The organism is Fibrobacter sp. UWR2, assembly GCF_002210285.1.
GTDB lineage: Bacteria > Fibrobacterota > Fibrobacteria > Fibrobacterales > Fibrobacteraceae > Fibrobacter.
In genome coordinates, this window is sequence record NZ_MWQE01000009.1 from 112231 (window position 1) to 134303 (window position 22073).

22 protein-coding genes are annotated in these 22073 nt (G+C 55.2%); 9 read left to right on the forward strand and 13 right to left on the reverse strand.

Annotation, left to right across the window (positions count from 1 at the left end; genetic code table 11):
• Positions 1 to 11: 11 nt before the first annotated feature.
• Both B7994_RS11760 and murJ read right to left on the reverse strand, forming a co-directional pair.
• Entirely contained in the window at positions 12 to 1415 is a 1404-nt protein-coding gene (locus tag B7994_RS11760) for a TrkH family potassium uptake protein (protein WP_088638659.1), read from the reverse strand.
• Between the two features lie 101 nt (positions 1416 to 1516).
• Positions 1517 to 3112, reverse strand: a complete 1596-nt coding sequence (gene murJ / locus B7994_RS11765) for a murein biosynthesis integral membrane protein MurJ (protein ID WP_158213143.1) — start codon at positions 3110 to 3112, stop codon at positions 1517 to 1519.
• Positions 3113 to 3185: 73 nt separating this feature from the next.
• Between murJ and B7994_RS11770 the strand changes: the two genes are divergently transcribed.
• Positions 3186 to 4193 (forward strand): hypothetical protein, encoded by a 1008-nt coding sequence (locus B7994_RS11770; protein WP_144063870.1) that lies wholly within the window; start codon positions 3186 to 3188, stop codon positions 4191 to 4193.
• Here the strand turns inward: B7994_RS11770 and B7994_RS11775 are convergent, their stop codons facing one another.
• From B7994_RS11775 to B7994_RS11785, 3 genes are all read right to left on the reverse strand, one after another.
• Positions 4194 to 5609 carry a hypothetical protein gene (locus tag B7994_RS11775; RefSeq protein WP_088638662.1) on the reverse strand — a complete coding sequence of 472 codons (1416 nt, stop codon included), beginning with the start codon at positions 5607 to 5609 and terminating at the stop codon, positions 4194 to 4196.
• Positions 5610 to 5676: 67 nt separating this feature from the next.
• Positions 5677 to 6870 carry a glycosyltransferase gene (locus B7994_RS11780; protein ID WP_088638663.1) on the reverse strand — a complete coding sequence of 398 codons (1194 nt, stop codon included), beginning with the start codon at positions 6868 to 6870 and terminating at the stop codon, positions 5677 to 5679.
• A 5-nt stretch (positions 6871 to 6875) separates the two neighbouring features.
• On the reverse strand, positions 6876 to 7367 hold the full coding sequence (locus tag B7994_RS11785; RefSeq protein WP_088638664.1) for a hypothetical protein: 492 nt from the start codon (positions 7365 to 7367) through the stop codon (positions 6876 to 6878).
• Positions 7368 to 7398: 31 nt separating this feature from the next.
• Between B7994_RS11785 and B7994_RS11790 the strand changes: the two genes are divergently transcribed.
• Both B7994_RS11790 and B7994_RS11795 read left to right on the forward strand, forming a co-directional pair.
• Positions 7399 to 9270 (forward strand): DUF4954 family protein, encoded by a 1872-nt coding sequence (locus B7994_RS11790; RefSeq protein ID WP_088638665.1) that lies wholly within the window; start codon positions 7399 to 7401, stop codon positions 9268 to 9270.
• Positions 9271 to 9324: 54 nt separating this feature from the next.
• A complete protein-coding gene (locus tag B7994_RS11795; RefSeq protein ID WP_158213144.1) occupies positions 9325 to 9828 on the forward strand; it encodes a M48 family metalloprotease in 504 nt (167 codons plus the stop codon).
• 100 nt (positions 9829 to 9928) lie between these two features.
• Here B7994_RS11795 and B7994_RS11800 read toward each other — a convergent pair whose 3' ends face one another.
• Complete coding sequence (locus B7994_RS11800) at positions 9929 to 11305, reverse strand: sodium:solute symporter (RefSeq protein ID WP_088638667.1); 1377 nt, start codon at positions 11303 to 11305, stop codon at positions 9929 to 9931.
• A gap of 75 nt (positions 11306 to 11380) precedes the next feature.
• On the opposite strand from B7994_RS11800, the gene B7994_RS11805 reads away from it, so the two are divergent.
• The 3 genes from B7994_RS11805 to B7994_RS11815 are packed head-to-tail and all read left to right on the forward strand — an operon-like array spanning position 11381 to position 14146.
• The gene (locus tag B7994_RS11805; protein WP_088638668.1) at positions 11381 to 11971 is read left to right on the forward strand and encodes a hypothetical protein; all 591 of its coding nucleotides are present in this window, start codon (positions 11381 to 11383) and stop codon (positions 11969 to 11971) included.
• Positions 11972 to 11995: 24 nt separating this feature from the next.
• The gene (locus B7994_RS11810) at positions 11996 to 13108 is read left to right on the forward strand and encodes a DUF4434 domain-containing protein (protein ID WP_088638669.1); all 1113 of its coding nucleotides are present in this window, start codon (positions 11996 to 11998) and stop codon (positions 13106 to 13108) included.
• A 45-nt stretch (positions 13109 to 13153) separates the two neighbouring features.
• On the forward strand, positions 13154 to 14146 hold the full coding sequence (locus B7994_RS11815; protein ID WP_233143194.1) for a hypothetical protein: 993 nt from the start codon (positions 13154 to 13156) through the stop codon (positions 14144 to 14146).
• Between the two features lie 186 nt (positions 14147 to 14332).
• On the opposite strand, the gene B7994_RS11820 is transcribed toward B7994_RS11815, so the two are convergent.
• Genes B7994_RS11820 through B7994_RS11830 form a run of 3 tightly spaced genes read right to left on the reverse strand, consistent with a single transcriptional unit; the run spans position 14333 to position 16330 of the window.
• Positions 14333 to 15172 carry an MBL fold metallo-hydrolase gene (locus B7994_RS11820; protein ID WP_088638670.1) on the reverse strand — a complete coding sequence of 280 codons (840 nt, stop codon included), beginning with the start codon at positions 15170 to 15172 and terminating at the stop codon, positions 14333 to 14335.
• A 12-nt stretch (positions 15173 to 15184) separates the two neighbouring features.
• Positions 15185 to 15745: a hypothetical protein gene (locus tag B7994_RS11825; protein ID WP_233143195.1), complete on the reverse strand. Its 561-nt coding sequence runs from the start codon at positions 15743 to 15745 to the stop codon at positions 15185 to 15187.
• Positions 15746 to 15769: 24 nt separating this feature from the next.
• Entirely contained in the window at positions 15770 to 16330 is a 561-nt protein-coding gene (locus B7994_RS11830) for a flavin reductase family protein (RefSeq protein WP_088638671.1), read from the reverse strand.
• A gap of 89 nt (positions 16331 to 16419) precedes the next feature.
• On the opposite strand from B7994_RS11830, the gene B7994_RS11835 reads away from it, so the two are divergent.
• From B7994_RS11835 to B7994_RS14115, 3 genes are all read left to right on the forward strand, one after another.
• On the forward strand, positions 16420 to 16977 hold the full coding sequence (locus B7994_RS11835; protein ID WP_088638672.1) for a LemA family protein: 558 nt from the start codon (positions 16420 to 16422) through the stop codon (positions 16975 to 16977).
• A gap of 7 nt (positions 16978 to 16984) precedes the next feature.
• A complete protein-coding gene (locus B7994_RS11840) occupies positions 16985 to 18013 on the forward strand; it encodes a M48 family metallopeptidase (protein WP_088638673.1) in 1029 nt (342 codons plus the stop codon).
• Between the two features lie 121 nt (positions 18014 to 18134).
• Positions 18135 to 18290, forward strand: coding sequence for a hypothetical protein (locus B7994_RS14115; RefSeq protein WP_158213145.1), 156 nt, complete (start codon positions 18135 to 18137; stop codon positions 18288 to 18290).
• On the opposite strand, the gene B7994_RS11845 is transcribed toward B7994_RS14115, so the two are convergent.
• From B7994_RS11845 to B7994_RS11860, 4 genes are all read right to left on the reverse strand, one after another.
• A complete protein-coding gene (locus B7994_RS11845) occupies positions 18287 to 18925 on the reverse strand; it encodes a low molecular weight protein-tyrosine-phosphatase (RefSeq protein ID WP_088638674.1) in 639 nt (212 codons plus the stop codon). The two genes, B7994_RS14115 and B7994_RS11845, sit on opposite strands and share 4 nt — an antisense overlap.
• On the reverse strand, positions 18925 to 19878 hold the full coding sequence (locus B7994_RS11850) for a GDSL-type esterase/lipase family protein (RefSeq protein ID WP_158213146.1): 954 nt from the start codon (positions 19876 to 19878) through the stop codon (positions 18925 to 18927). Before B7994_RS11850 ends, B7994_RS11845 begins: the two co-directional genes overlap by 1 nt.
• Before the next feature lie 151 nt (positions 19879 to 20029).
• Entirely contained in the window at positions 20030 to 21469 is a 1440-nt protein-coding gene (locus B7994_RS11855) for a glycosyl hydrolase family 5 (protein ID WP_088638676.1), read from the reverse strand.
• Positions 21450 to 21899, reverse strand: coding sequence for a hypothetical protein (locus tag B7994_RS11860; protein ID WP_088638677.1), 450 nt, complete (start codon positions 21897 to 21899; stop codon positions 21450 to 21452). Before B7994_RS11860 ends, B7994_RS11855 begins: the two co-directional genes overlap by 20 nt.
• Positions 21900 to 22073 lie beyond the last annotated feature (174 nt).

Below are 22073 nucleotides of genomic sequence, written 5' to 3' on the forward strand. Positions count from 1 at the left end.
TAATGTAGTAATTAGCCTACCATTATGTCTTCTTCGGCGAACCAGGTGGTGTTCTTGACTTGGCCTGCGACTGCCGAAATGAGGAACAACGGCCCCATACGGCCGATAAACATCACGCAGCAGATGACGATCTTGCCGATGGTGGAAAGTTCGCCCGTGAGTCCCATGGAGAGTCCGCAGGTACTATAGGCGCTGATGACCTCGAATAGGACCTTGAGGAAGGGAGTTCCGTTCTCGTTGAACCCGACTCCTGCAGGAATCTCGGTAATGAGGAGCGTCATGGTGGCGAGGGCGATCACGACGATGGCGACCACGAAGATTCGCACGGCCTTATCCACCGTAGTTTCGGGAATGGTACGGCCCATGACCTGGGTCTTTTCGCGGCCAAGCAGGCGGTTGAACCCGAGTAGCCCGATGACTGCCGCCGTGGTGACCTTGATGCCGCCGCCACAGCTTCCGGGGTTCGCGCCGATGAACATGATGATGGCGAAGAAGAACAGGGAACTGGCACACAGGGCCGGGACATCGACGGTGTTGAGGCCCGCGGTACGGCTCGTGAACGCCATGAAGAACGTCGTCTGGAACTTGTCGAAGAGGCTCAAACCATCGAGCGTGTTGCCCCATTCGGTAATCATGAAGGCGGCGATGCTAGCCGCGATGATGACGAACGTGCAGAACGTGGCGATGCGGGTATGGAGCGAAATCTTGCGGAACTTGCGGAGCTTGAAGTCGAAGGCGTACTGCAGCTCGGTGATGGCGAGGAACCCGAAGCCGCCGGCCAGCGCGAGGATGCAGGTCGTGATGTTCATGACGGGGTTCAGCTGGAACTGTACGAGTGAATCGGGGAACAGCGTGAACCCGACGTTGCAGAACGAACTGACCGCCTGGAACAGAGAGCAGAAGAATCGGTCGTATGTCTCCATGCCGCTGAACTGCGTGAAATAGAATACGCCTCCGATGGCCTCAAGAATGAACGTGAAGGGGAGCACTGCCATGAGGATGCGCTTCGCGTCGACGTTACCTTCCTGCGTGAAGTTCGAGAGCAGCACGGACTGGTGGTTGAATCCCGGGTGCATGCCGGCAAGCAGGATAAGCACCGTAGATACGGTCATGATACCGAGGCCGCCGAGCTGCATGAGGATGACGAGCACCCAGTAGCCGAATCCGGTGAACGTGGTGCTGATGTCGATAACGGAAAGGCCTGTGACGCAGACGGCGGATGTCGCCGTAAACAGCGCCTGCAGGAAGTCGATAGGTTCGCGTGTCGATACGGGCAACCGTAACAGGACGGCTCCCAGGGTGATGATCAGCAGGTAGCCGAGCACCACCAGTGTAATGGGGTTTGCCTGTTTTTTCGCCTTGAAGACGTTCTCGGACGTGGTGTCCTCGAACGCCTGGTACTTAAAACGTAACATACGGGTGGAAATTTAGCAACTTATATAGAAATGAGATATACCATATATAAATTGTGGCCGTTCTGGGTCAAAATTGGCATATATGGGAAAAAGGGGCAAATTTAGCGCTTCGCGAGGTGGAGCTTGCGGAGGATTTTGCCGAGCAGTTCGTTTAGAATATCCTTCGCATCTTTGCTGCCGAGGTAGCGCTGGATAATCAGCGTGAGTGTGAAGAGCGCGATGCCAGCGGCGCAGGCGTATACGACGAGAACGATAAAGTTTGCGTTACGTACAAACTCACCGGAAATATGGTCGAGCCCGATGGCGGCGAATATCATGATGCCGAAGGCGACAAGTGCGCGGCCCATGTTCAGCAGGGCATCCTTCATGCCGTCGGTGCCGTTCTTCTTGGCCCACATGAAAATCATCGAGATGACCTGGAGTATGGCGCCCGTGGCGCCGATGATGGGAACGCTCTTGATACCCAGACCGACCTCGGGTGCGCCGAGCAGGATATACGCCGGAATGGTTGCCGCAAATATGCCGGTGTTGAGCAGGGTCGGCACCCACATGCGCTCGCAGGCATAGAAGCTGCGCACGAGAACCGCCTGCAGGCAGAGCCCGAGGCTAACGGGCAGGTACCAGCGGAGGATTTCAGAAATGGCTTCGGTAGTTTCGCGCTGGAAGGCTCCGCGTTCAAAGAGAATGCGCACCGCCGGGAAGCTGAGTGCCCACACGGCGACGACTGCCGGAATCAATATGCAGAACATGCGCGAGAGGCTCTTCCAGATTTTGCGGTTGAGTTGCCCGAAGTCGCCTTCTTTTACAAGGCGTGCCATGTCAGGGTAACTTGTGACGCTTACGGAGAACCCGAAGACTGCCACCAGCGTGTACATTACGCGGTAGGCGTAGTTGAGGCTAGAAATGCCGCCCGTGCCGAAGTTTGCGCCAAAGCTCCTGATGATGAATTCGAGCCCGAACATGGAGCCCACGCCGAGAGACATCGGGAGCATCATCTTGAAGTAGCGCACGATATCGGGATGCTTGGGCTGTACGATAAACTCATAATGCACGCCGCCACGCCGGGCGCCGAGAATCTGGAGCGCGAAGAAGCCGACGAAGGCGCCCACCGGCACGCCCCAGGCAAAACCTTCCAGGCCGTAGTCCGTGCCGGTGTACTTACCGAGCGCGAGCCCGGCCGCACCGCCTGCGACAATCGCCACGTTGTAGATGAGGCCAGTGAGCGAGGGAATCAGGAACTGCTTGCGGGTGTGCTGCACGGCCACCAGGATGCTGCCCACGAAGATGAATACCTGGCCGGGCAAGATGATGCGGCCATAGTATGTGGCGCGCTCGATAAGTTCCGGCGTGGCGCCATCGACCGTCAACAGCTGCAAAAGCTCCTTCATCCAGATGAACGCGGGCACTACCAAAATCAAGAGCGCGATGCCGAAGGTGTTGAGCACGTTGCTGAAGAACTTCCAGCCGCCCTTCTCGTCGCCGGCCACCTTGTAACCCGTGAAAATCGGTATGAAGATGATGGAGAGGAACCCGGTACTCACCACATGGTTCAGGATGTCCGGAATCATGAAGGCGAGGTCAAGTGCGTTCTTTTCGAGCGACACGCCGGCGGCATGGGCCAGGAGCATTTCGCGGAAAATCCCGAGTACGCGGCTCAGGAGCATGCTTACAGCGACGATAATGGCGGCTTTATTCATAGATGTGCACATAAAATAGAAAGTTGTGCGCCTTTTTCGCCTACTTACGGTGCCTTTTTATATCTTTATGAATATGAAAAAGATTATAGCAGCCCTTTTCTCCCTTGCGGTGGCCACATTCGCCGCGGACGTCCAGATTCTCGAACCGACCGGTGCCGATTTTGCGCCCGTTGGCCCGACGATTGTCAAGTCGCTGCTGCGCGCGGCGGTGAGCCAGACCGGCAATACGCCCGTCGAGGACTCTTCGGAAATCCAACTGCAAACAAGCATCATAACCATGGGCGGTTACTACCTGATTATCTGCGAACAGGTCAAGGGTGGTAAAATCGTCAATTCGAACAAGCAGAAATCCGTCAGCCTGGAGGACCTCGATGTCGCCATCGAAAAGGCTGCCGTGAACGCGCTTGCGGAACGTGTCGTTGCTACCAATGCCGACTTGGTCGATGGTGCTGCCGCCCCTGCTGCTGCACCTGCTGCCCCTACCGAAGCAGCCGTGTCTGAACCGCTCCCAGTGAATACCTCGAAGGTCACCATCGAGGTCGAGGAAAAGCCTGCCGAAAATACGATGGAAAAGCGCCCCACGCATAACTACAACGGTTTTGGCCTAGGTATCGCCCTGTGGCACAACTATGATTATACGGCAGATCCCGATAATGAAGACGACCGTAGCGTAGATCGCGACTGGTCGACATCCTTCATGCTACACTATGCGCATATCTTTGAGGTTTCCACGTCTGCGGCAATCACCATGCAGGCCAATGCGGACATGGTGTTCGGCAAGGGATGGCAGATTCACGGAGTGTTCCTGATTGGTGGCCGCTACTATATCCAGTCGGGTGCCGTTTCTCCTTACTTTGGGGCCGGATTCGGCGTTGGCGCGCAGTTTGACAACCATTACGCCGAAGTGGGCGAATATATTGGCCTTGGGCTTGCCGGTGGAGTGGAGGCGGGCGTCGTGTTCTTCCGCAATTCCGCCATCCAGCTGGAGCTCGGTGCTACATGGGATGCCCTGTGGGACGGCTTCGAGAGCTTTAGCCGGCGTTTTGGTGCCGGCAGCATCTATATCGCAGTCAATCTCTAGTTACGGGATTTCGTTCGGGGTGATTCCGTACTTGCGGACATCCTGCAGGAATACGATGTTGGACTCTCCGCTTTCGAAGCGGCCCGATTCCTGTTCAGCGTTAAACTTGTCGATGCCGGAATTGTAGGCGTCGGCAAATGTCGCATTTTCGTGCGCGAGCATTGTCGTCTCGATGAACCCGAGGGTCTTCGTTCCCTTCTCGCTTGCCCAGCCGATAAACATGTGGCTTGGAATGTTTACGATATAGACTTCGAATCCGATAGCCTCGAGGACCGATGCCATCAGGAACGAGAATTCGTTGCAGACCGCCTGCTTGCTGCGGAGCACGGTGATGGGGTAGTCGATTTTTTGCCCGCGGCTTCCTGCGCCGTCGTTTTCGATATACTTGATGCCCCTCTTGTGGAGCACGTCAAAGACGGCTTTTACGACGCGCTGCGCACTTTGTGATATGGTCTCGTCTTCGGAATATTTCTGGTAAACCTTGAGTGTTTCATCCGGGAGGAGGGCTGCCACCTCGTCGAGGATTGCCGGGATGGAATCCATGTTCGGGGTAATCCACACGCCGTCGTACCAGTCCCTGTTCGGGATGTTGATGAGTTCTGCGCCGTTGATCTGCATGGGGTGTATGGTGGTCGGTTCAGACGATGCGAAGAACTGTATTTCGTGGTCGTTCTCGAGGGCGTATACGCGGACCTGGTAGCTTGCCTTTTTGGGGGCGGTCAGCTCGAGGAGCGCGTCGTTGTCGAACTTGAACGAAGGTGCGAGAACGACTGTCGTATCGGGGTTGACGTTGCCGGTTACCGTCGCCGTGTCGGTGAAGCCCTCGATCCATGCCTTGACCATAATCTTTTTCCAGCGGCAGGGGACCTTGGGGTTTCCCGGCTCGCATTCGTTGCGCACGACGACAGAAAGGGGCTGCGGTGCCGACTTCCCTTCGCTGGTGTAGTTCTCGTACATGATTGGGTAGAGATTCGCGAAGGCTCCGTAGATGTCTTCCTTTGCGGTCCATATGAAGGCATCGAGAGTGCGGATTGCTGTCTGCGAGTAGATGTCGGCATAGACACTGTCGTAGAGTTTTTCGTAGAGCGAGTCGTAGTCGGCTGTCTTGAGGCTATCGAGCAGTGCGTCGCGCACGGAATCCATCCAGGCTGTGGCGAATGCGTTGTCGAAGAGGATGTTGTAAACCGTATCGACATAGGGTTCGGCGTAGAGGCTGTCCCAGAGGGTACCCGTGATTTCTTCGCGCAGAACGTTGGCGAGAGAGTCGACATTTACCTCGGGTGCGTCCTTGCCATTGATGCCATCTGCGCCGTCTTCGCCGCTGCAGGCTGAAAGTGTTGCACCAGCCATTGAGATGGCGATGACTGTTCCGGCGACAAGTGTGCCGTCAAAAATTTTTCGGAGTGCTGAAATCATTTTTTCTCCTTCTTGCCATTTGAGTTATACCAAAAAATTTAGTATAACTCCCTGGAAAAGCAAGCACCTAATTGCGTACAACCTTTTTGTACTCGGCGATTTGTCGCTTGATGATGCCGTCCCAGGTGAAGCATTCGCGGATGCGCTTGCGGCTGCCTTCGAGCAACTGCTTTACGAGGCCCGGTTCGCTTTCTAGGCGCTTGAATGCATTGGCAAGGGCCTGCGGGTCTTTTTCCGGCACGAGGATTCCGCTTTCGCCGTCCACGACTACGTCGGGAATTCCGCCCACATTGCTGGCCACTATGGGGAGCCCGAGTTCCATAGCCTCGATAAGCACGACGCCGAGTCCTTCGGTATCGCCCTTGCTGTCGATGATGGCGGGGAGCGTGAACACGTTCGCCGTCCTGTACTCTTTCGCGAGATCTTCGGGCGAGAGCTTGCCGGTGAAGACGATTTCTGCATTGCCTGCGTTATGCGCTGCCAGTTCCTTCAGTTTCTCTGTAAGGTCGCCCACGCCGACGATGCGGATTTCGAACTTGTCGCGGGGTAGGTACTTCGCCGCCTCGATGAGGTAGCAGATTCCCTTGCGCTCGATGTGGCGGCCCACGAACAGGATTTTAAACTTGCCATTTATCGGGTGTGGAACGGCCTCGACTTCCGATGCGGCGCTCGATTCAAGCGTAGTGCCGTAAGGGCTCCATTCCACGTTCACGTTCCTGAGAGCCTTGATCTTGCTTGCAGTAAAGCTCGAGTTCGCGAATACCGCCTGCGCCTGCCCGATGGCGAACTTCAGGAGCGGTTTAACCCATTTCTTTTTGCGGATGAGCAGGAGTTCTGCACCGTGGAAATTGAGTACCAGAGGAATGCGGAAAAGTTTTGCGGCACCGAGCGCGATGTAGGCGTGTGGGAACGGCCAGTGGGCGTGTATCACGTCTGGCTTGAACTTGCGACAGATGGAGATGCACTTGAAGAACCCGCTGATGATATAGGGAATGGCGAGCAGCTGTAGCCAGGGCTTGCTTGCCATCTTGCTGGGTGCGCCTTCTTCGTGCGTGAGGATTTCCCAGCCTGCGGGCGCGTAGCGGAACCGGTTTACCTTCACTCCGTCAATCTCGTGGGTCTTCAGGCCCTTGTATGCGGGGGCGAGCACCTGGATGCCGAGACCAGCCTTTTTCAGGTGTGCAACGGAGGCCCTTAACCACGGGACTTCGGCGTCTTCGTGGAATCTGGGGTATACGGAACCGATGACGAGGATCTTCATTGTGCCTACGCGGGGTCGGCGGAGTTTGCGAGTTCCTGCGATATGGCTGTGATGGCGTTCAGGTCCTGCGCATCCGAGATACAGGTGGGGTAGACGATGGGTTTCACTATGGTGGAGAGCACGCTTGCGATGGAGGTGCAGCCCATGCTGTCCGCAGTCTGGAGGATTCTTCCCCTAACGCGGATCCAGCCCTCGATTTTCGAATCGAGGAGAAGCATCCCGAGACCGGCCTCGTTCTCGAGGAACCCGATAATGTCGCTGCCACGGTTGTTCTTATTCAAGGCGGTGAGGAATACGTCCCAGAACTGCGTGCTTTCTTCCTCGGTCTTGAGGATTTTCCGAATGGCTGCGAAGTCGAATTCCAGGTAGACGAAGGAACTTTTATCCTCGTCACTACGGATAATTTCTTCCTGACAGCGCCTTTCGAATATTTCCGACGTATAGATGGAAATATTAAAGCGGTGCTTTCTAATCAATTTGAAGAGTTCTTGCTTCATCGCTTGCACAAAATTAGTCTATTTTTTGAGTATGCAACGTTTGCTCAAATTGAAAAAAGTGCTGAAGAACAGCGTTTTGGCGTCGCTCTCCGAAAGTTTGAAGGCGGCGAAGGCCAACGGCGGAAAGTTCCGCGCCCTCTCCGGAGAAGAAATCTCCGCCCTGGAGAAGGACGGCAACCGTTGTGAGGACTGGAGCCGTGTGCTGGTTGATGCGAACTTCGCCCCCGGCCGCATTCGCAATTCCGTGTTTATGGGCGATGTTCGCCTGCCTGCGTTCTATGGGACGCTCCTGCTGCCGGGCGATGTCTCGTTCCCGACAGGCATTTACGATAGCCTCGTGTGCAACTGCATTATCGAGAATGCTCTTGTGTACAAGGTCGGCATGCTCTGCAACGTGCTGGTGCGCAATAGCGCCGTGGTGCAGAATGTTGGGTCGCTGGTCAGCAGCGGCAAGATCAACTATATGATAGGCTCCACCATCGCGGTGGGTAACGAGATGGGGGCACGCAAGGTGCGCGTGTTCCCGGACATTACCACCGATCTCGTGGATGTCCAGCTGTTCCACAAGGGCGAACCCGACGTGGAGGCCGCGTTCGACGAGCAGTTGAAGCTGTTCCGCGAAGAGACTGCGCTGCCGTTTGGCGTGGTAGGCAAGGGTGCTGTCGTTTCGAACACTAATATTGTTCGCAACAGCTGGATTGGTTCGCATGCGCGCATTGAGGGGGCATCCAAGATTCGTAATACGGTTATCCTGAGTTCGCTCGAAGAATCTACGCACATTTACGATTCCGTTATTATCGAAAACACCAACGTGCAGATGGGCGTGAAGGTGCATACCGGCGCCGAGGTGCAGGGCAGTGTGCTCATGAGCCGCGTGCGCGTAGGGAGCAAGGCGATTGTCAAGTCTTCTATTGTTGCACCGTGCTGCCACATTGAAGAGGGCGAGGTAAACAGTTCTTACGTGGGCCCGCTGGTGCAGATGCACCACCATTCGCTTTTGATTGCGGCGCTCTGGCCCGAAGGCTGTGGCAACATTGGCTACGGCGCAAACGTGGGCAGCAACCACACCGGCCGCATGCCCGATCAGGAGATTATGCCTGGCCAGGGAATGTTCTTTGGCCTTGGCGTGAACATCAAGTTCCCGGCGAACTACCGCGAGTCCCCGTTCACGCTTGTTGCAAGCGGCGTGACCACATTGCCGCAGCGCCTCAAGTTCCCCTTCTCGCTTATACGTCCGGGTGACCCGCAGCTTATGGGAGTGCCTGCAAAGCTCAACGAGCTCGTGCCCGCATGGAACTATACGCGCAACGCCTATGCGATGGACCGCAACCTGTTCAAGTATTCCCAGCGCGGTAAGGGCTGTGTGCCAGCATCGTTCTTTAGCATATTCAACCCCGATACTGTGCGCCAGGTATACGATGCGTACAATCGCCTGCAGGTTGGCCAGGTGCGCGACGTGTACACCAAGGAACATATCGACGGTCTGGGCGAGAACTTTATGCGCGAACGCGTGCGCCAGGGTGCGCTCACCGCTTACGGCGAGTACCTGGAACGTTATGTGCTCGATTTGCTGATTACCCTCGTTGAAGCCGATGATTCCTTGCTCAAGCAAACGCCGCGCGAACTGCGCAAACTTCTGACTGGCGACTTGAACCGTGAAATCGCGCGCGTGGTGCCGCTCCCCGAGACGCTTGATGAACTCGTGAAGCGCTTCCGCATCCTCGAGAAGAACTGGTTCGAGAACGTATTCCATGGGCTCGACAAGGATAACGAGCGCGGTCGAGCTATCTTCGATGATTACGATGATGCGCATCCGGTCGATACGGCGTTCCTGGAATGGGAAAAGGGTCGCTTCGAGGAGACTGTCAAGCGCCTCTCGAACGTGCTCAAGAACATCGGGTAAGTTTACCGCATGTATCTCACTGCATTCATTTGGGCAGAATTTATACTCCGCGTAGTGATTGAACTGCGCGAGGCCCGTGCTGTGCAGCAACGTGTAAGCGTTTTTACCTTGATGCGCTTGCTCCCGCTTATAAACGACTTTGTGCCGCTGCCGGAAAACCGCGAGCCACCCGCGCTTGGCAGGTTTGTGGAGATGCATGAACAAGGCCACAAGGTGTTGCACCATGCATTGCTCCGGAACTTGGTGAAGGTCGCCTTCGCGCTTGTCGCCATCTGGTTTTTGGCCGCGCTGATGATCCGCTGGCAGATGTTGTTCTGGGAGGCGGTGTTGTGGCTGCATGTTGTCGCAATTCCGTTCCGCATATTCTTCCATTTCTACTGCTGGAATCAGGAATATGAAGCTGACCGCTATGCGTTAGAAAAGACGGACAAGAAGCTTGCGAAAAATAACCTGCGGGAACTGATTCGCTGCGAATACCCGCACACGCCGCTCTTTGCGCTTATCTACAGGGAGCACCCGACGGCGGTACTCCGCAAGGAACGCTTGCTGAATAGATAAAGGCCGCGGGCGAAATGCTCGCATTTTTTCTCTGGTAAGGGGATGTGCGCGGGTAAAGGGCCGCGCAATTTTTTTGCAGGTAGAAAATGCGCGCGACGTGCTATTTCTTTTCGCGGCCGAACGCAAGGATAATGGCGTTCACGATAAATGCCGCCACCATCAGGAAGTCGCCGGTATGCGCGCCGAGTGAACCGGGCAGGGGAGGGCAGAGCTTGCCTGCGAGGGCGAGCGCACCGCCTGCAACAATAGCAGACGCAACAAATTTCGGTTTGGCCTTTAGCCCGAGTAAACCCCACAGCACCGGCACAGTGAAGGCTCCCGCGTAGACGGCGAGCGCAAGCAAGAGCGTGCCGATGATATCCGTGAACACGAGCGCAAGCAACAGCGCTACGATGCCGTTCAGGAGGATTACGATGCGGGCTTTCGCGAGTGGATTTTTTGCGGAATTCCGGTCTGCAGCGTTGCCCATATCGAAGAGCCTGCAGATGATGACGGAACTGCTGAGCAGCGTGGTGTCGGCGCTGGAGAGTACGACGCTCAGCAGTGCAAGCGCGAACAGCGGGAGAAGCGCCGGCGGCAAGACTGCATTTGCAATCGCCGTGATGCGGGCTCCTTGCACTTCGCCGAGACTCACGCCATAAACGGCGAGGAACCCGATGACAAAAGCCACCGGGATAAGCGTGCAGGCTGCACCTGCAATCGCCTTCTTTGCCGTAGCGACATCTTTTGCGCAGAACATGCGGCTGAAGATATCGGGGCCAGCGGTGTACGTTGTGCCGTAAGTAAGAATCAGCAGGAACAAGTCGAAGGGCGTGAAGTTTGCATGGAACGGGAAGGGCGGCGCACTTGCTGCCTGCGTGGCGGCCGTAAGCTGCGCGCCAGATGTCGCGGCGGCTCCACCGAATAGCGCGAAGCCTGCGATAAGCACGAGCCCGGCGATAATCAGGCATGCCTGGAAAAAGTCCGTGCGCAAAATCGAAAGCTGGCCGCCCGCGAGCGTGTAGCCCGTAAAGACTGCCGCCGATACGATTGCAGCCGTCGTGTATTCCATCGGGGTGAATGTCATCAGGAGTTTCGCCGCCGCGATAATCTGCGCTGCCACGATGCCTGTCCAGGCGACAGGAATCACGATGGAGGCTACGAACCGCGGGCCCTTGCCGTAAAGATTTTCCACAAGGTCGGGGAGCGCGTATTTCCCGTGACTGTATGCGCGGCCCGCAAACGGGATGAGGGCGATGAGCCCGAGGGCGCCCGTAAGCATGAACCAGCTGGCGGCCCCGCCGAGTTTCATCCCGGAATCGACTGCCCCGATAACGGCCGACCCGCCAAGAATCGTGGCCACCAGGCTCCCTGCGACAGCCTTTGCAGAAGCCCCCTTGCGCGCCACGAAAAAGTCGGGAATGTCCTTCACGCGCCGCGCACTGCGCATGGCGATCAATGCCAGGACAACGAGGTAAATAATCAGTGCTATATTCATAATTCGTGCGGGACAAAAATAATTTTTATTGCCACCGGACAGTTATATTTAGAACCAGAAAGGTACTGCTAATCTATGTTCAAGAAATGGATTTTGATTCTGGCGATTGTCATCGAGGTCATTCTCGTTGCAGTATTTTTTGCGGCGGGAGCAAAAATCCAGTCCTATCATCTTGGCTTCGTGATAGACAAAACTTTCCTGGAAAACATTGCGGCGTGCGAGTTCTATATGACCCTGCGCGATGGCGTATCCGCGTTTGCCTTGTTCTTCTTGGCCGCTATCCTCTTTTATTGTTGGGGCTTGCGCAAGTCCATAAAGGAGGGGGAAAACAGGGACAAGGGGCCGCTCTGGGGAACCGTCATTTTCATAGTGACAGCCTTTGTCTTCGCGGTTCCTGAATTGAGCGAACTGCCTACGAGGAACTCGGAAAAAGTGTTTGTACAGATGGAACGCCTCAAGGACAAGCATACGGAGCATTACAGGTCCGGGAGCTCCTATTACCTCATATTCAGCGGCGGGAAAGACTTGAGGGTGACCTCGAAACGTTACGATTATTCGCGTATCGGGAATGTCTATTACACGTTCTACCAGGGCGATATCCTTATCCAGGCGCTCCTCACGGACAAGTATACATTGAAAGACCTGGGTGACTCGTACCGCAATTAGCCATTGTCAGGTTATATTTATGGTATGGGTATCTTGCGCAATCATGTGCTTTTGGCGCTTTTGCTAGGCGCCTTCCCGCTACCTGCATTGGCGGCGAGCCTGGATGGCGTTTTTGATGCGGGCTGGACTACGGCGTACCAGTCTGCGGATTCCATAAACCATATGCACCAGCGCCTGCACAATTTGGGCATGGAGCAGGTGGTGCTGCAGTACGCGGCGGTCGAGAAGACTCACCTGTATTACCCTTCAGCGCTGGACTTTCTGCAGAACACGCAGTATAAGAACAACCAGCTTTTCCCGAAGAGTATAGAAGCGGCGAAGCTGACGGGGAACAAACTCTGGCTGGGGCTTTACTACGATGGCGAAAACTGGTACACGCCGCCTACGGGCGATCAGCTCGATACGCTTGCGGCGCGTAACCTGCTGGTGCTCGACGAACTCTATGCGCTTTACGGGAACGAATCGGTAATCGAGGGCGTGTACATTCCGCAAGAGATTGCGCGTTATTACTGGGATGGCCTCCGGAGCGATGCCACGCCGCTGGCGCTCGCAGGGCGTTTCTTGAATCCGGTCACGAAGGCGGCCCAGGCGAAGGGCTGGAAGGTGATGGTGGCTCCGTTCTACAACCAGAACCTGGATTCAGCTGGGCAGTTGCAGCCCTTTTTCGAGTCGCTCTTTAAAGAGGGATTCAAACCCGATGTCTTGGCGGTGCAAGATGGCGTGGGTGCGAGCGATGCGGGCAGGGCTCATTCCGACACGGCGACGGTGGGCCTTTACGAACTCGCTATCGCGTCTGTTTGCAAGCATTACGGTGTCGATTTCTGGGTAGACTTGGAACTTTTCCGCACCGACGATTCGCATGCGCTTGCGAGTGGCAAGAGGATTGTGACCCAGATTGATACGGCCCGTGCGGCGGGTGCCTCGAAGGTCATCGCCTACGATTTGGCAGTTCTCGGCAATGCCGGGCTCGATTCGCTCGAAAAGTGGCTGACCCGCGATACTACGCAGTCGACGTCTATTAAATTGCCTTGGCCGCGCAATTATGCCCCGCGTAGTTATGGTTCGTATGGGCCCCGGCGCAAGTCGGCGAGTGGCGAAAAGCGCTACTACAGGCTGAACGGGGCGCGCGTCAAGTAGTTTTTTATTATCGCTATTTTGTATATTCTTGGCGAAGAGGTTATTATGTACCGTTTTTCGCGCATTTTTTATCGCCGTCTGGCTGCAATCCTTTGTGTTTTCCTCGCTGTTCCCGCACTCGCCTTCGATGTCTCGGTTAAGGCGAACGTCGATAACGCCCAGGTGTTCGTGGGCGACATGTTCAATTACGAAATCCAGGTGACGGCGCCCGAAAACGCTATCGTGGATTTGCCGAGTTTTGTGGGCAACCTTGGCAGCTTTGAAGTCAAGGAAATGAAAAACGAAAAAATTACCGAGGGCATGCCCAAGGGTACCGCGAAGTTCGTGTGGCTTGCGACGCTCAACACGTTCGTGAGTGGCGATTTTCTCATTGCGCCGCAGCAGGTGAGCGCGGTCGTGGGTAAAGATACGGTCAAGACGAATACCGACCCGGTGGCGGTGAAGGTTTCCATGCGCACCACGGGCGAAGAGACGGACATTTTGGAAGTGGAAGACCCGCTCGATGACCCGCGCCTGCCGCAGTGGCTCTACATCGTGCTGATTGTTGTGGGCGTGCTGTTGCTCGTGATCCTCGGTTGGTTCCTGCACAAGAAGTTTGCGAAGCAGGGTGCTGCACCGCGCCTCCCGCCGTACGAGGAGGCCGTGCTTGCGCTCAAGGAACTCAGGCAAAAGAACTACCTCGCCGAAGGCAACCAGGGCGACTACTTCATGGCGCTCGGGTTCATTGCCCGCCGGTACATCGAACGCCGTTTCGACGTGGATATCCTGGATGCGACTGTCGCCGAGCTCAAGCAGCGTATGTCGCATGTGGCGGGCCTCCCGCAGGCCTACAAGGAATCGGTCGTGACGCTCGCTGTAGAAACCGATCCGGTAAAATTCGCGAAGATGAAGCTGGAAGGTGAACGCTGCCGGTTCTGGGATGAATGGGCCGATAAGTTGCTCGAAGATACCAAGCCCACTCCCGAAGAGGAGCAGGCGAAAAAGGAAGAGCTGAAGGCTGCGGTGCAGGCGGTAAAGGCCGCGCGCAAGGCAAAGTAATTTTCCGATAAGCTTCGTATAGCTTCGTTGCAGAAATCCAATCGTCTCGGCAATGCAAGCATATAAATATGCTTGCGCTGCGCTCGCCTCATAGATTTTCTCGGACTCTCGCTGTACGAGTTGTACAGCTTCGGTCCTGCGGCCTTGCTCTACTCGCTTCTCGAAAAATTGTGATGAGAAAAAAAATTAAAGGCTAATTTCCATTCCCGTGAACATCTGTTCTGCGCGGTCGCCGAGAACATCCCGCAATATTCCGTAGGCGCGGTCGCCGGTGCAATGCCCGGTGTATATCTTTTGCACGTCGAGTTCGCGTAGCCTTTCGGCGAAGGCGCGTACGCGTGCGTCCGGGTAGCGGAAAAGATGGAACCCGCCGAGAACCGCGTAAATCTTCTTGCCGGGGAAGGCGGCCTCGATTTCTTTCACGATGTTGTCGGCGCCCGCGTGGCTGCAGCTGTTCATCACGAACAGTCCCTGCGGGGTATCGAAAACCAGGCTCTGCTCGTGGTCAAAACTGTCGTAGCGGTACTTGCCGTTTTCCTTTACGCTCAGGTGCGCCATCTTGCCGATGCGTTCGAGCCCCGCGGTAGAATGCGGCACGAGCGTTATTCCAGGCGCAATTTCGGCAATGCCTTCCACAAAGCGGATGCGGCCCGAGAATCGTTCGAGCCAGCCCTTGTGAATGCCGATGTATTCGTGGTAGGTAAATCGCCCGAGTAGCTTGTGCGTGTGGTAGCAGTTCTCGCCTGCGCCCTTGCGCAGGTAGAAGGGTGCGGTTTTATTGAGCGCAAAAAATTTCGCCATGCCGTTCGCGTGGTCGTAATGCGCGTGGCTCAGCACTCCTATATCGACTTGCGAGAGGTCGATGCCCATGACGCCCGCGTTTTTTGCGAACAGGTGCGATGCGCCCGTATCGAGCAGCACCTTGTGGCCTTCGTATTCCGCGTACACGGAGAGTCCCCATTCGCCAAACAGCTTGCGCGAACAGCACATGCCTGCGATGTTGTCTATGAGGACTTGAACTTTCATGGCGCTACAAAATTATTCGCAATCTAGGCAAGTCCATTCCACCACGCCGTCGCAGCCTTCCTTGGACCCGGTGAGGCGTTCGCATGTATAGCTTTCGACGTCAATGAGGAACTCGAGATTGCCTGCGTTCTTGGTGCAGCAGCCGTCGCAGTCGCTATCGGCACACTTGTCGTACACGACGGCATCGATGGTGTTGCTGTTCTGGCGCAACCTGAAGGTTTTGCCCCTGTACTTGCCCCAGTCTTTTTCGTGGATAGATATGATGTTGTGTTCGCTGACCCATTGCTCGGTCTGCTGGCCGCTTATGCCTGCAAAGTAGCCTGCCCATTCACAGCCATTGTACACGACGCATTCTTCGCTGCCGGGGTCCGGCCAAGAAATGTACCAGGTCAGGTAGGCCTTGTTCCAGACGGTGTCGGCAGGGGCGCTGGCGGTAACGGAACTGCTCGATTCCGGCGTAGTGCCTGAATTTACATCGGTCGAGACGCCGCTGGAACTGCTGTCGGCACAGGCAGAAAATATTGCCGCTGCCGTGAGCACTGCCCCCATCAGAATCTTGCCAGAAAATTTCATGAAGTCTCCTTTACCAAACACTGCTTACTTGATTGTTTTGCCGTCGCTGAAGGCGTTCCCGACGCGGCGCTCCATCACGTAGTAGCCGTGGCCTGCAGAATCGTAGCACACCGGCTCAAGTTTTTCGACAGAAAGTTTGCCTTCTGCATCTAGCGCAGATTCGTCGGCGGTCACGTTCACGATTTCGCCGAGCAAAAGTTCAGATTCCTCGTCGTAGCTCACCATCTTGCATTCAAGCGCAAGCGGGAGTTCCGCAATCAGCGGGGCATCTACGTTTTCGCTCTTGATGGCGGTGAGGCCCGACTTGGCAAACTTGTCTGCAACCTTGTTCCCGCTGGTGACTCCCAGGTAGTCAATGGCCTTGATGTACTTTGCGGTAGCCATGCTCACGGTAAAGGCCTTGCGCGCCTTGATGTTCGGCATGGTCTTGTGCGATGCTGCCACGTAGATGGCCACCTGGTTCGTGTCGCTAATGGAGCCCCATGCGGCAACCATCGCGTTCGGCGAGCCGTCTTCGTTGTAGGTGCCAATGACGAGTGTGGGTTGCGGGTATAGGAAAGCCTTTACTCCTAGATTCTTGCGCATGTTAAAATCTCCATTTTTTTTACAAGATATATTATTTCGTGGCGAAAATTATATACTTTTTTATTAAATGGATTATCCAAGGAGTTAATATGGTGTTAGGAATTATTATCGCGGTCGTGGTGGTGCTGTTAATCTGCTTCATCACCATGTATAACGGGCTGGTAAAGCTCCGCAACAATCGTGAAAATGCCTTCGCGAATATCGACGTGCAGCTCAAGCAGCGTTATGACTTGGTGCCGCAACTCGTGAATACGGTCAAGGGCTATGCCACCCACGAAAAAGAAACTCTCGAGAAGGTGACCGCTGCCCGTGCCGCCGCCATGAATGCCACTACGGTCGACCAGAAGGTCGCTGCCGACAAGGCCCTTACCAGTGCGCTTGCCGGGCTCCGCGTGTCCTTGGAAGCCTACCCGGAACTCAAGGCGAACCAGAACTTCTTGCAGTTGCAGACGGAACTTTCCGATATCGAGAACAAACTCGCTGCTGCCCGCAGGTTCTTCAACTCCGCTACCCGCGAGTTCAACAATGCCTGCGAAGTGTTCCCGAGCAACATCATCGCTGGCATGTTCAACTTCAGGCGTGCTCCCATGTACGAGCCTACCGAAGGCCGCGAAGCTATGAACAAGGCGCCCGAGGTGAAGTTCTAGCTTCTTCATGAAGTACGTCGGGATTCAGACCCAGATTTGGCGTAACAACAGGAACACGGTTCTGCTGCTCCTGCTGTTTCCTGTTATTTTATTGGGAATGGTTCTCGGGACCATCATGGTTCTCGACTGGCTTGGTTTTTTCTGCTGGGATGGTGTGTGTGGCCCGGGCCTGCAGGCGACCACCTTCCACTGGGATGTCATTTGGCCGTATTTCCTCGACGCGATGCCGTACACGCTCGGGGTGACCGCCATCTGGTTTATTATCGCTTATTTCGCGAATACCGCCATCATACGCCATGCAACGCATGCTCGCCCGCTCGAACGCAAGGAGAATGTGCGCGTCTACAATATCGTGGAGAACCTCTGCATTGCCGGTGGCATTGAGATGCCTAGGATAAACATTGTCGAGGATCCGAATCTCAATGCGTTCGCGAGCGGCATCGATATCAATTCGTACACGATAACGCTCACGACGGGAATCATCGACGCACTGGACGATACGGAGCTTTCTGCAGTGGTGGGTCACGAACTCACGCATATCAAGAACCGTGATACGCGACTGATGGTGGTGTGCATCGTGTTTGTCGGGATATTCTCCATGACGGTGAACGTGCTGCTCAGGATACTTAGTAGCATGTGGCGTTCTCCGCGCCCTCGTACTCGCCGCAAGAATGACGGCGCCGGTGCGGGAATCGTGCTGGTGTTGATTATCGCCCTCGTGTGGGCGACCATCGGGTATTTCTTCAGTACGCTTACGCGCCTTGCCATATCGCGTAAGCGCGAATACGTGGCTGATGCCGGAGCCGCCGAACTCTGCGGCGACCCTCTGGCACTTGCGAGCGCCCTCCGGAAGATTTCGGAAAATCCAGGACTTGCCTCGGTCAAGCGTGACGATGTGGCGCAGCTCTACATTATCCACCCCGATGAGGAAAGCGATAATGACATGGGCCTCACGGGCCTTGTCGCGAAGGCGAATATCCTCTTCTGTACGCACCCCGATACTCCCGAACGCATCCGCCTCCTAGAGCAGTTCTGACCTGCGTCATGCCGCAGTGCCGAAGGCACAAGTGTGTCTACTTACAGTTTAATTCAAAAATGACAGTTTTTGTCACAAGCAAAATGTATCTTTCTTGGTGTAGAAAAAAGTGAGGTACATTATGATCAATTGGAAAAAGTTCGCCGATTATGCAATGCGCGTTATGCTTGTGGCACTTTCTGTGGCCGTGTTCGGCATTTGCTACATGGCGTTTGGCAATGTGGTGCTCGGGATTATCGCAAGCGCTTTTTACGTGTACGAAGTCGCGAAGATTTAGTGCAGTAGCTTCTGGAGCATCGCGCGACAGCCTTCGTTCACGTCGTTCCATGTGGCAACGAAATCGCCTGTATACCAGGGGTCGGCTACATCGCGCGATTCGCCAACCCAGTCCATCAGCAGGGAAACTTTATTGCCGGTAGCCTGCGAGCCAGCGCATTCCAGGCCCGCGCCGTCCCTGCCTGCAAAACTCTTGCCAGCGCATGGATGCACTGTATTTGCAGCGCATGGATGCGCCGTATTTGCAGCGCACTCCTTCTCGTAAATTTCGGGCGGCAATATCCAGCGGAGGTTCCGCAGGTTGTTCCTGTCCATCAGCACGATATAGTCGTAATATTCGTAGTCCCGCAGGGTCATCTGGCGGGCGGTTTTGCCCCTGCAATCTATGCCGTGGCGCTCCAGCATGCGTCTTGCCGGCGGGTACACCGGGTTCCCGATTTCTTCCGTGCTTGTCGCGGCGCTCGCGATTTCAAAATCCGCGCAGTTCTTGCCCGCGCAATCCTTGCCTGCAAAACTTTTGCCCGCGCATTCCAGGCCCGCGCCGTCCTGCAGTTCCGCGACCATCTTCTTCATCACGAATTCGGCCATGGGGCTCCGGCAGATGTTGCCGTGGCATACGAAAAGGATTTTCGGCATCAGTTCGCTCCGCGCTTTTTGTGCACGAGCGGAGTCGCGCTACGCCTGCCGTATTCTTTTTGCATCGTGCGGCCCTGCATGTCGAACCGGCGCGCATCCCTGTCCATAAGGCCCTGCGCATCTTGCCCCGCGAAGTTCCGCGCATTCCTGCGGATTGCCGTCGTGGAATCCTGCGTTCCGGTTGAATCGCTTACTGCGGGCACCGTGTCTGCAGGCGTATTTCCCGAAGTATCTGCCGGCGCCTTCAAAATGCCTTCCTTTATAATCCTCGCAAGCTCCATGGCGCCTGTCGCGTTCGGGTGCACGCTGTCGGGCAAAAACCACGCGGGCGTATTGAATTCCGCGTGCAGGTCGATGATTTCTACACCCTTCCGGGTCGCGACTTCCTGGATGATGGGGTTTATCTGGTTCACGATTGCCGTATCCATGATTCCCCACCCGCAGTTGTTGGAATAGGGCTGCAGCGTCGCGATGATTCTCGGGCTTGTCGGCAGGTGTGCGAACGTGTCGATAAGCGCTTCGTAGTCCTTGTACAGATTTTCCTTATCGTATTGTCCGTAGTTGTAGTTGTATTGGGGTTGCCCGTCTGTTCCGATGCAGTTGTTGCTGAAGAACTTGCTGTCGTTTGTCCCGAGCTCTATGACGACTATATCGGGGTTGAAATTGAGCGCCGCCTTGAAGTTGTCCGTTTTCCAGTAGCTCGAGTTGTTTGTGCCCGACTTGATGATTTCGCCGGCGAATGTCATGCCGGAGACTCCGAAATTCTGCACGCTGTAGCTGTTGCCCAGCATCTCCTGCAGTCGGAACGGGTAGTCTTCTTGCCAGCCGAGCCCGTAGCCCGCGGTGATGCTGTTGCCTACGCACGCCACGCGCGTCTGTGCGCTTGCCGTGCATGCGAGTCCCGTGAAAATGGCCGCTACCGCAGTTGCTCTAAATACTTTTCCAAACATCATGCCTACAATATAAATTACCGAACGGCAGGTCGTCACGCCGGGCGGGCAGTTTTGCGAATCACCGGTGTGCCGCATACAACAAAAAACGACCCGCATTTGCGGGCCGTTTATCAAATTGCTTGTAGAGCCGCCGAACCTTCGGCTTTGTCTATTAATACTTGTCTTTCAGGACCTGCGGGCATTCCACTTCTTCGTAGTTGTGGAGCGGGTTGCCTGCTGCGTGCATGAATCCGGCGAGGAAGAGGCAGCCTTCCTTGGCCTGAGCGTCGTTGCTGAACACGCTGTTGCACTTCTTCTGGAGGCAGTTGAGCGTTGCGCCCGGGCTGTAGTTGGATTCTACTTCGCACTTGGAAAGCAGGCCGCCGTACTGTTCGCCCTGATCGCCCCAGCCCATGCTGCTGCAGCCGTTGAACTGGCCAACGCCACCGCCCGGAATCATGATGTCGAACTGGCCCTGGTTCACGTCGCCACCGATGTTGGTCACCATGATGATAAGCTTCTTGCCCTTGATGGCCTTGTGGTTTGCGTCGGTTGCGTACTTGCCTTCACCAGTGAATGTGAGCTGGAAGCACTTGCCGCAGTCACCGCCGTTGCTTGCGGGCACGGCCGCGAATGCGAAGCCCATTTCGGTACAGCCGTCAACCGTGAACGGAATCTGGCTCGTGCAGGTCATGAGGCCGCCACCGCTGCAGACGCTTCCGCCACCCCAGTCGGTGCTTTCGGTCTTGCCCTTGTTGGTGCACTGCCTGGAGTAGTTGCCGTGTGCGTGTTCCGCCCAGGAGCAGTGAGGCTTGCAGCAATCCCAGTAACGGGTTGCCCAGCCGCTACCTCTGGAGCCGCCCTTTGTCTTGATGGTCGGGCAGCCGCCGGTCGGCTTGCTAGAGGAACTGCTCTGCACGCTGCTGCTAGACTTTGCGCTACTGCTAGACTTGACACTGCTCGAAGAATTGACGCTGCTGGAGGAATTGTCGTCGCTGCTGGCGGGCGTGCTGGAAGATTCCGGAATCACGCTGGAGCTGGACGGCGGAGCGGGTGCCTTCGTGAACTTGTCTCCCGGAGTGAGGTAGGGGAGGGCAAGGATGTCGTCGACCTTTGCGAGCACGGTGCCCGAACCGTCGGTAGAGATAATCTGGCTGGTCGCGTAATCGTAGATGGCGATCTGGGTCGCACCGGTGTCGGTGACCACGCTGGTCAGGCCGTCAGCGCTGGGGTATATGAGGTAATCCACACCGCTTTTCTTGTCGTGATAGAGGAAGGTGATTCCCGTGATGGTGTAGACGGTAGTGTTCTGGGTAAGAACCGGCAGTGCGCCGACGTCGACAGCTTCGAGAATGACATTGCCGAGGGTATCCTTCAGGACGCCTACGGTCGAATTCGCCGGCAGGTCAAAACTGCCGATAACGTTGCCCTGAGCGTCAGTTACCTGTCCATCGGGGTAGATGAGGTAGTCAGTATCGGTTGTCAAAAGCCATGCATTTGACGTGACTACGTATTCAGGCGCTTTGGGGGTTGTCGGTCCCTCGTCGGAACAGTTCCACGCAAAGATAAGCGCTGTAGCGACGAGCAAGGCTTTAAAAAGTTTCTTTTTCATACTCATTCCTTTTAATCCCTAAAACATCACCGAGACAAAGATACTTTAATGATGCCTGTTTTCCATGTAAAAAATCGTCAAAACGGAAAACTGCGTTCCTTTTATGTTCTCGCTCACACTTTACCGAAAACGAATTGTAAACTAATGTAAAATTTTTAAATGTAAAATTAAAATTACAAAAGAAGTGGGGAAGGGCGGCTTCGTGATGGGCACCAGTTCTGCCCAAGTGGATTATTTGTTGATAAGTTGGATTTATCTTATTCTCAAAAATATTGAAACCTTGAAATTTGCCAAATTTCGCCATTTTATATTGTGACGGGAAAGACACTCCGGAAACCACGGAAAAAGGCCCCCTAAAATGTGGATAACTCTCCCTTTTTGGGCTTTTTCGGTAAAAAATGAAAAAAAACGCTTGAAAAAAAAATGTCATTTGCTAAATTTGTGGCTCAATTTCGGAGAGTACCGCTTCCTATGCTTTCCGGGATAACGGAAGTCCTTGAGACTTTTTGACTTGAAGCGATAAACCTTCTGCTGAAGAAGAGGAATAAAATGGCAAAAGAACATTTTGACAGAAGCAAGCCGCACTGCAACATCGGCACCATCG

Coding starts and splice junctions, on each gene's coding strand:
- B7994_RS11760 (WP_088638659.1), bottom strand. CDS start 1,415: ATGTTACGTTTTAAGTACCAGGCGTTCGAGGACACCACGTCCGAGAAC.
- murJ (WP_158213143.1), bottom strand. CDS start 3,112: ATGAATAAAGCCGCCATTATCGTCGCTGTAAGCATGCTCCTGAGCCGC.
- B7994_RS11770 (WP_144063870.1), top strand. CDS start 3,186: ATGAAAAAGATTATAGCAGCCCTTTTCTCCCTTGCGGTGGCCACATTC.
- B7994_RS11775 (WP_088638662.1), bottom strand. CDS start 5,609: ATGATTTCAGCACTCCGAAAAATTTTTGACGGCACACTTGTCGCCGGA.
- B7994_RS11780 (WP_088638663.1), bottom strand. CDS start 6,870: ATGAAGATCCTCGTCATCGGTTCCGTATACCCCAGATTCCACGAAGAC.
- B7994_RS11785 (WP_088638664.1), bottom strand. CDS start 7,367: ATGAAGCAAGAACTCTTCAAATTGATTAGAAAGCACCGCTTTAATATT.
- B7994_RS11790 (WP_088638665.1), top strand. CDS start 7,399: ATGCAACGTTTGCTCAAATTGAAAAAAGTGCTGAAGAACAGCGTTTTG.
- B7994_RS11800 (WP_088638667.1), bottom strand. CDS start 11,305: ATGAATATAGCACTGATTATTTACCTCGTTGTCCTGGCATTGATCGCC.
- B7994_RS11805 (WP_088638668.1), top strand. CDS start 11,381: ATGTTCAAGAAATGGATTTTGATTCTGGCGATTGTCATCGAGGTCATT.
- B7994_RS11810 (WP_088638669.1), top strand. CDS start 11,996: ATGGGTATCTTGCGCAATCATGTGCTTTTGGCGCTTTTGCTAGGCGCC.
- B7994_RS11815 (WP_233143194.1), top strand. CDS start 13,154: ATGTACCGTTTTTCGCGCATTTTTTATCGCCGTCTGGCTGCAATCCTT.
- B7994_RS11820 (WP_088638670.1), bottom strand. CDS start 15,172: ATGAAAGTTCAAGTCCTCATAGACAACATCGCAGGCATGTGCTGTTCG.
- B7994_RS11825 (WP_233143195.1), bottom strand. CDS start 15,745: ATGAAATTTTCTGGCAAGATTCTGATGGGGGCAGTGCTCACGGCAGCG.
- B7994_RS11830 (WP_088638671.1), bottom strand. CDS start 16,330: ATGCGCAAGAATCTAGGAGTAAAGGCTTTCCTATACCCGCAACCCACA.
- B7994_RS11835 (WP_088638672.1), top strand. CDS start 16,420: ATGGTGTTAGGAATTATTATCGCGGTCGTGGTGGTGCTGTTAATCTGC.
- B7994_RS11840 (WP_088638673.1), top strand. CDS start 16,985: ATGAAGTACGTCGGGATTCAGACCCAGATTTGGCGTAACAACAGGAAC.
- B7994_RS14115 (WP_158213145.1), top strand. CDS start 18,135: ATGATCAATTGGAAAAAGTTCGCCGATTATGCAATGCGCGTTATGCTT.
- B7994_RS11845 (WP_088638674.1), bottom strand. CDS start 18,925: ATGCCGAAAATCCTTTTCGTATGCCACGGCAACATCTGCCGGAGCCCC.
- B7994_RS11850 (WP_158213146.1), bottom strand. CDS start 19,878: ATGATGTTTGGAAAAGTATTTAGAGCAACTGCGGTAGCGGCCATTTTC.
- B7994_RS11855 (WP_088638676.1), bottom strand. CDS start 21,469: ATGAAAAAGAAACTTTTTAAAGCCTTGCTCGTCGCTACAGCGCTTATC.
- B7994_RS11860 (WP_088638677.1), bottom strand. CDS start 21,899: ATGACATTTTTTTTTCAAGCGTTTTTTTTCATTTTTTACCGAAAAAGC.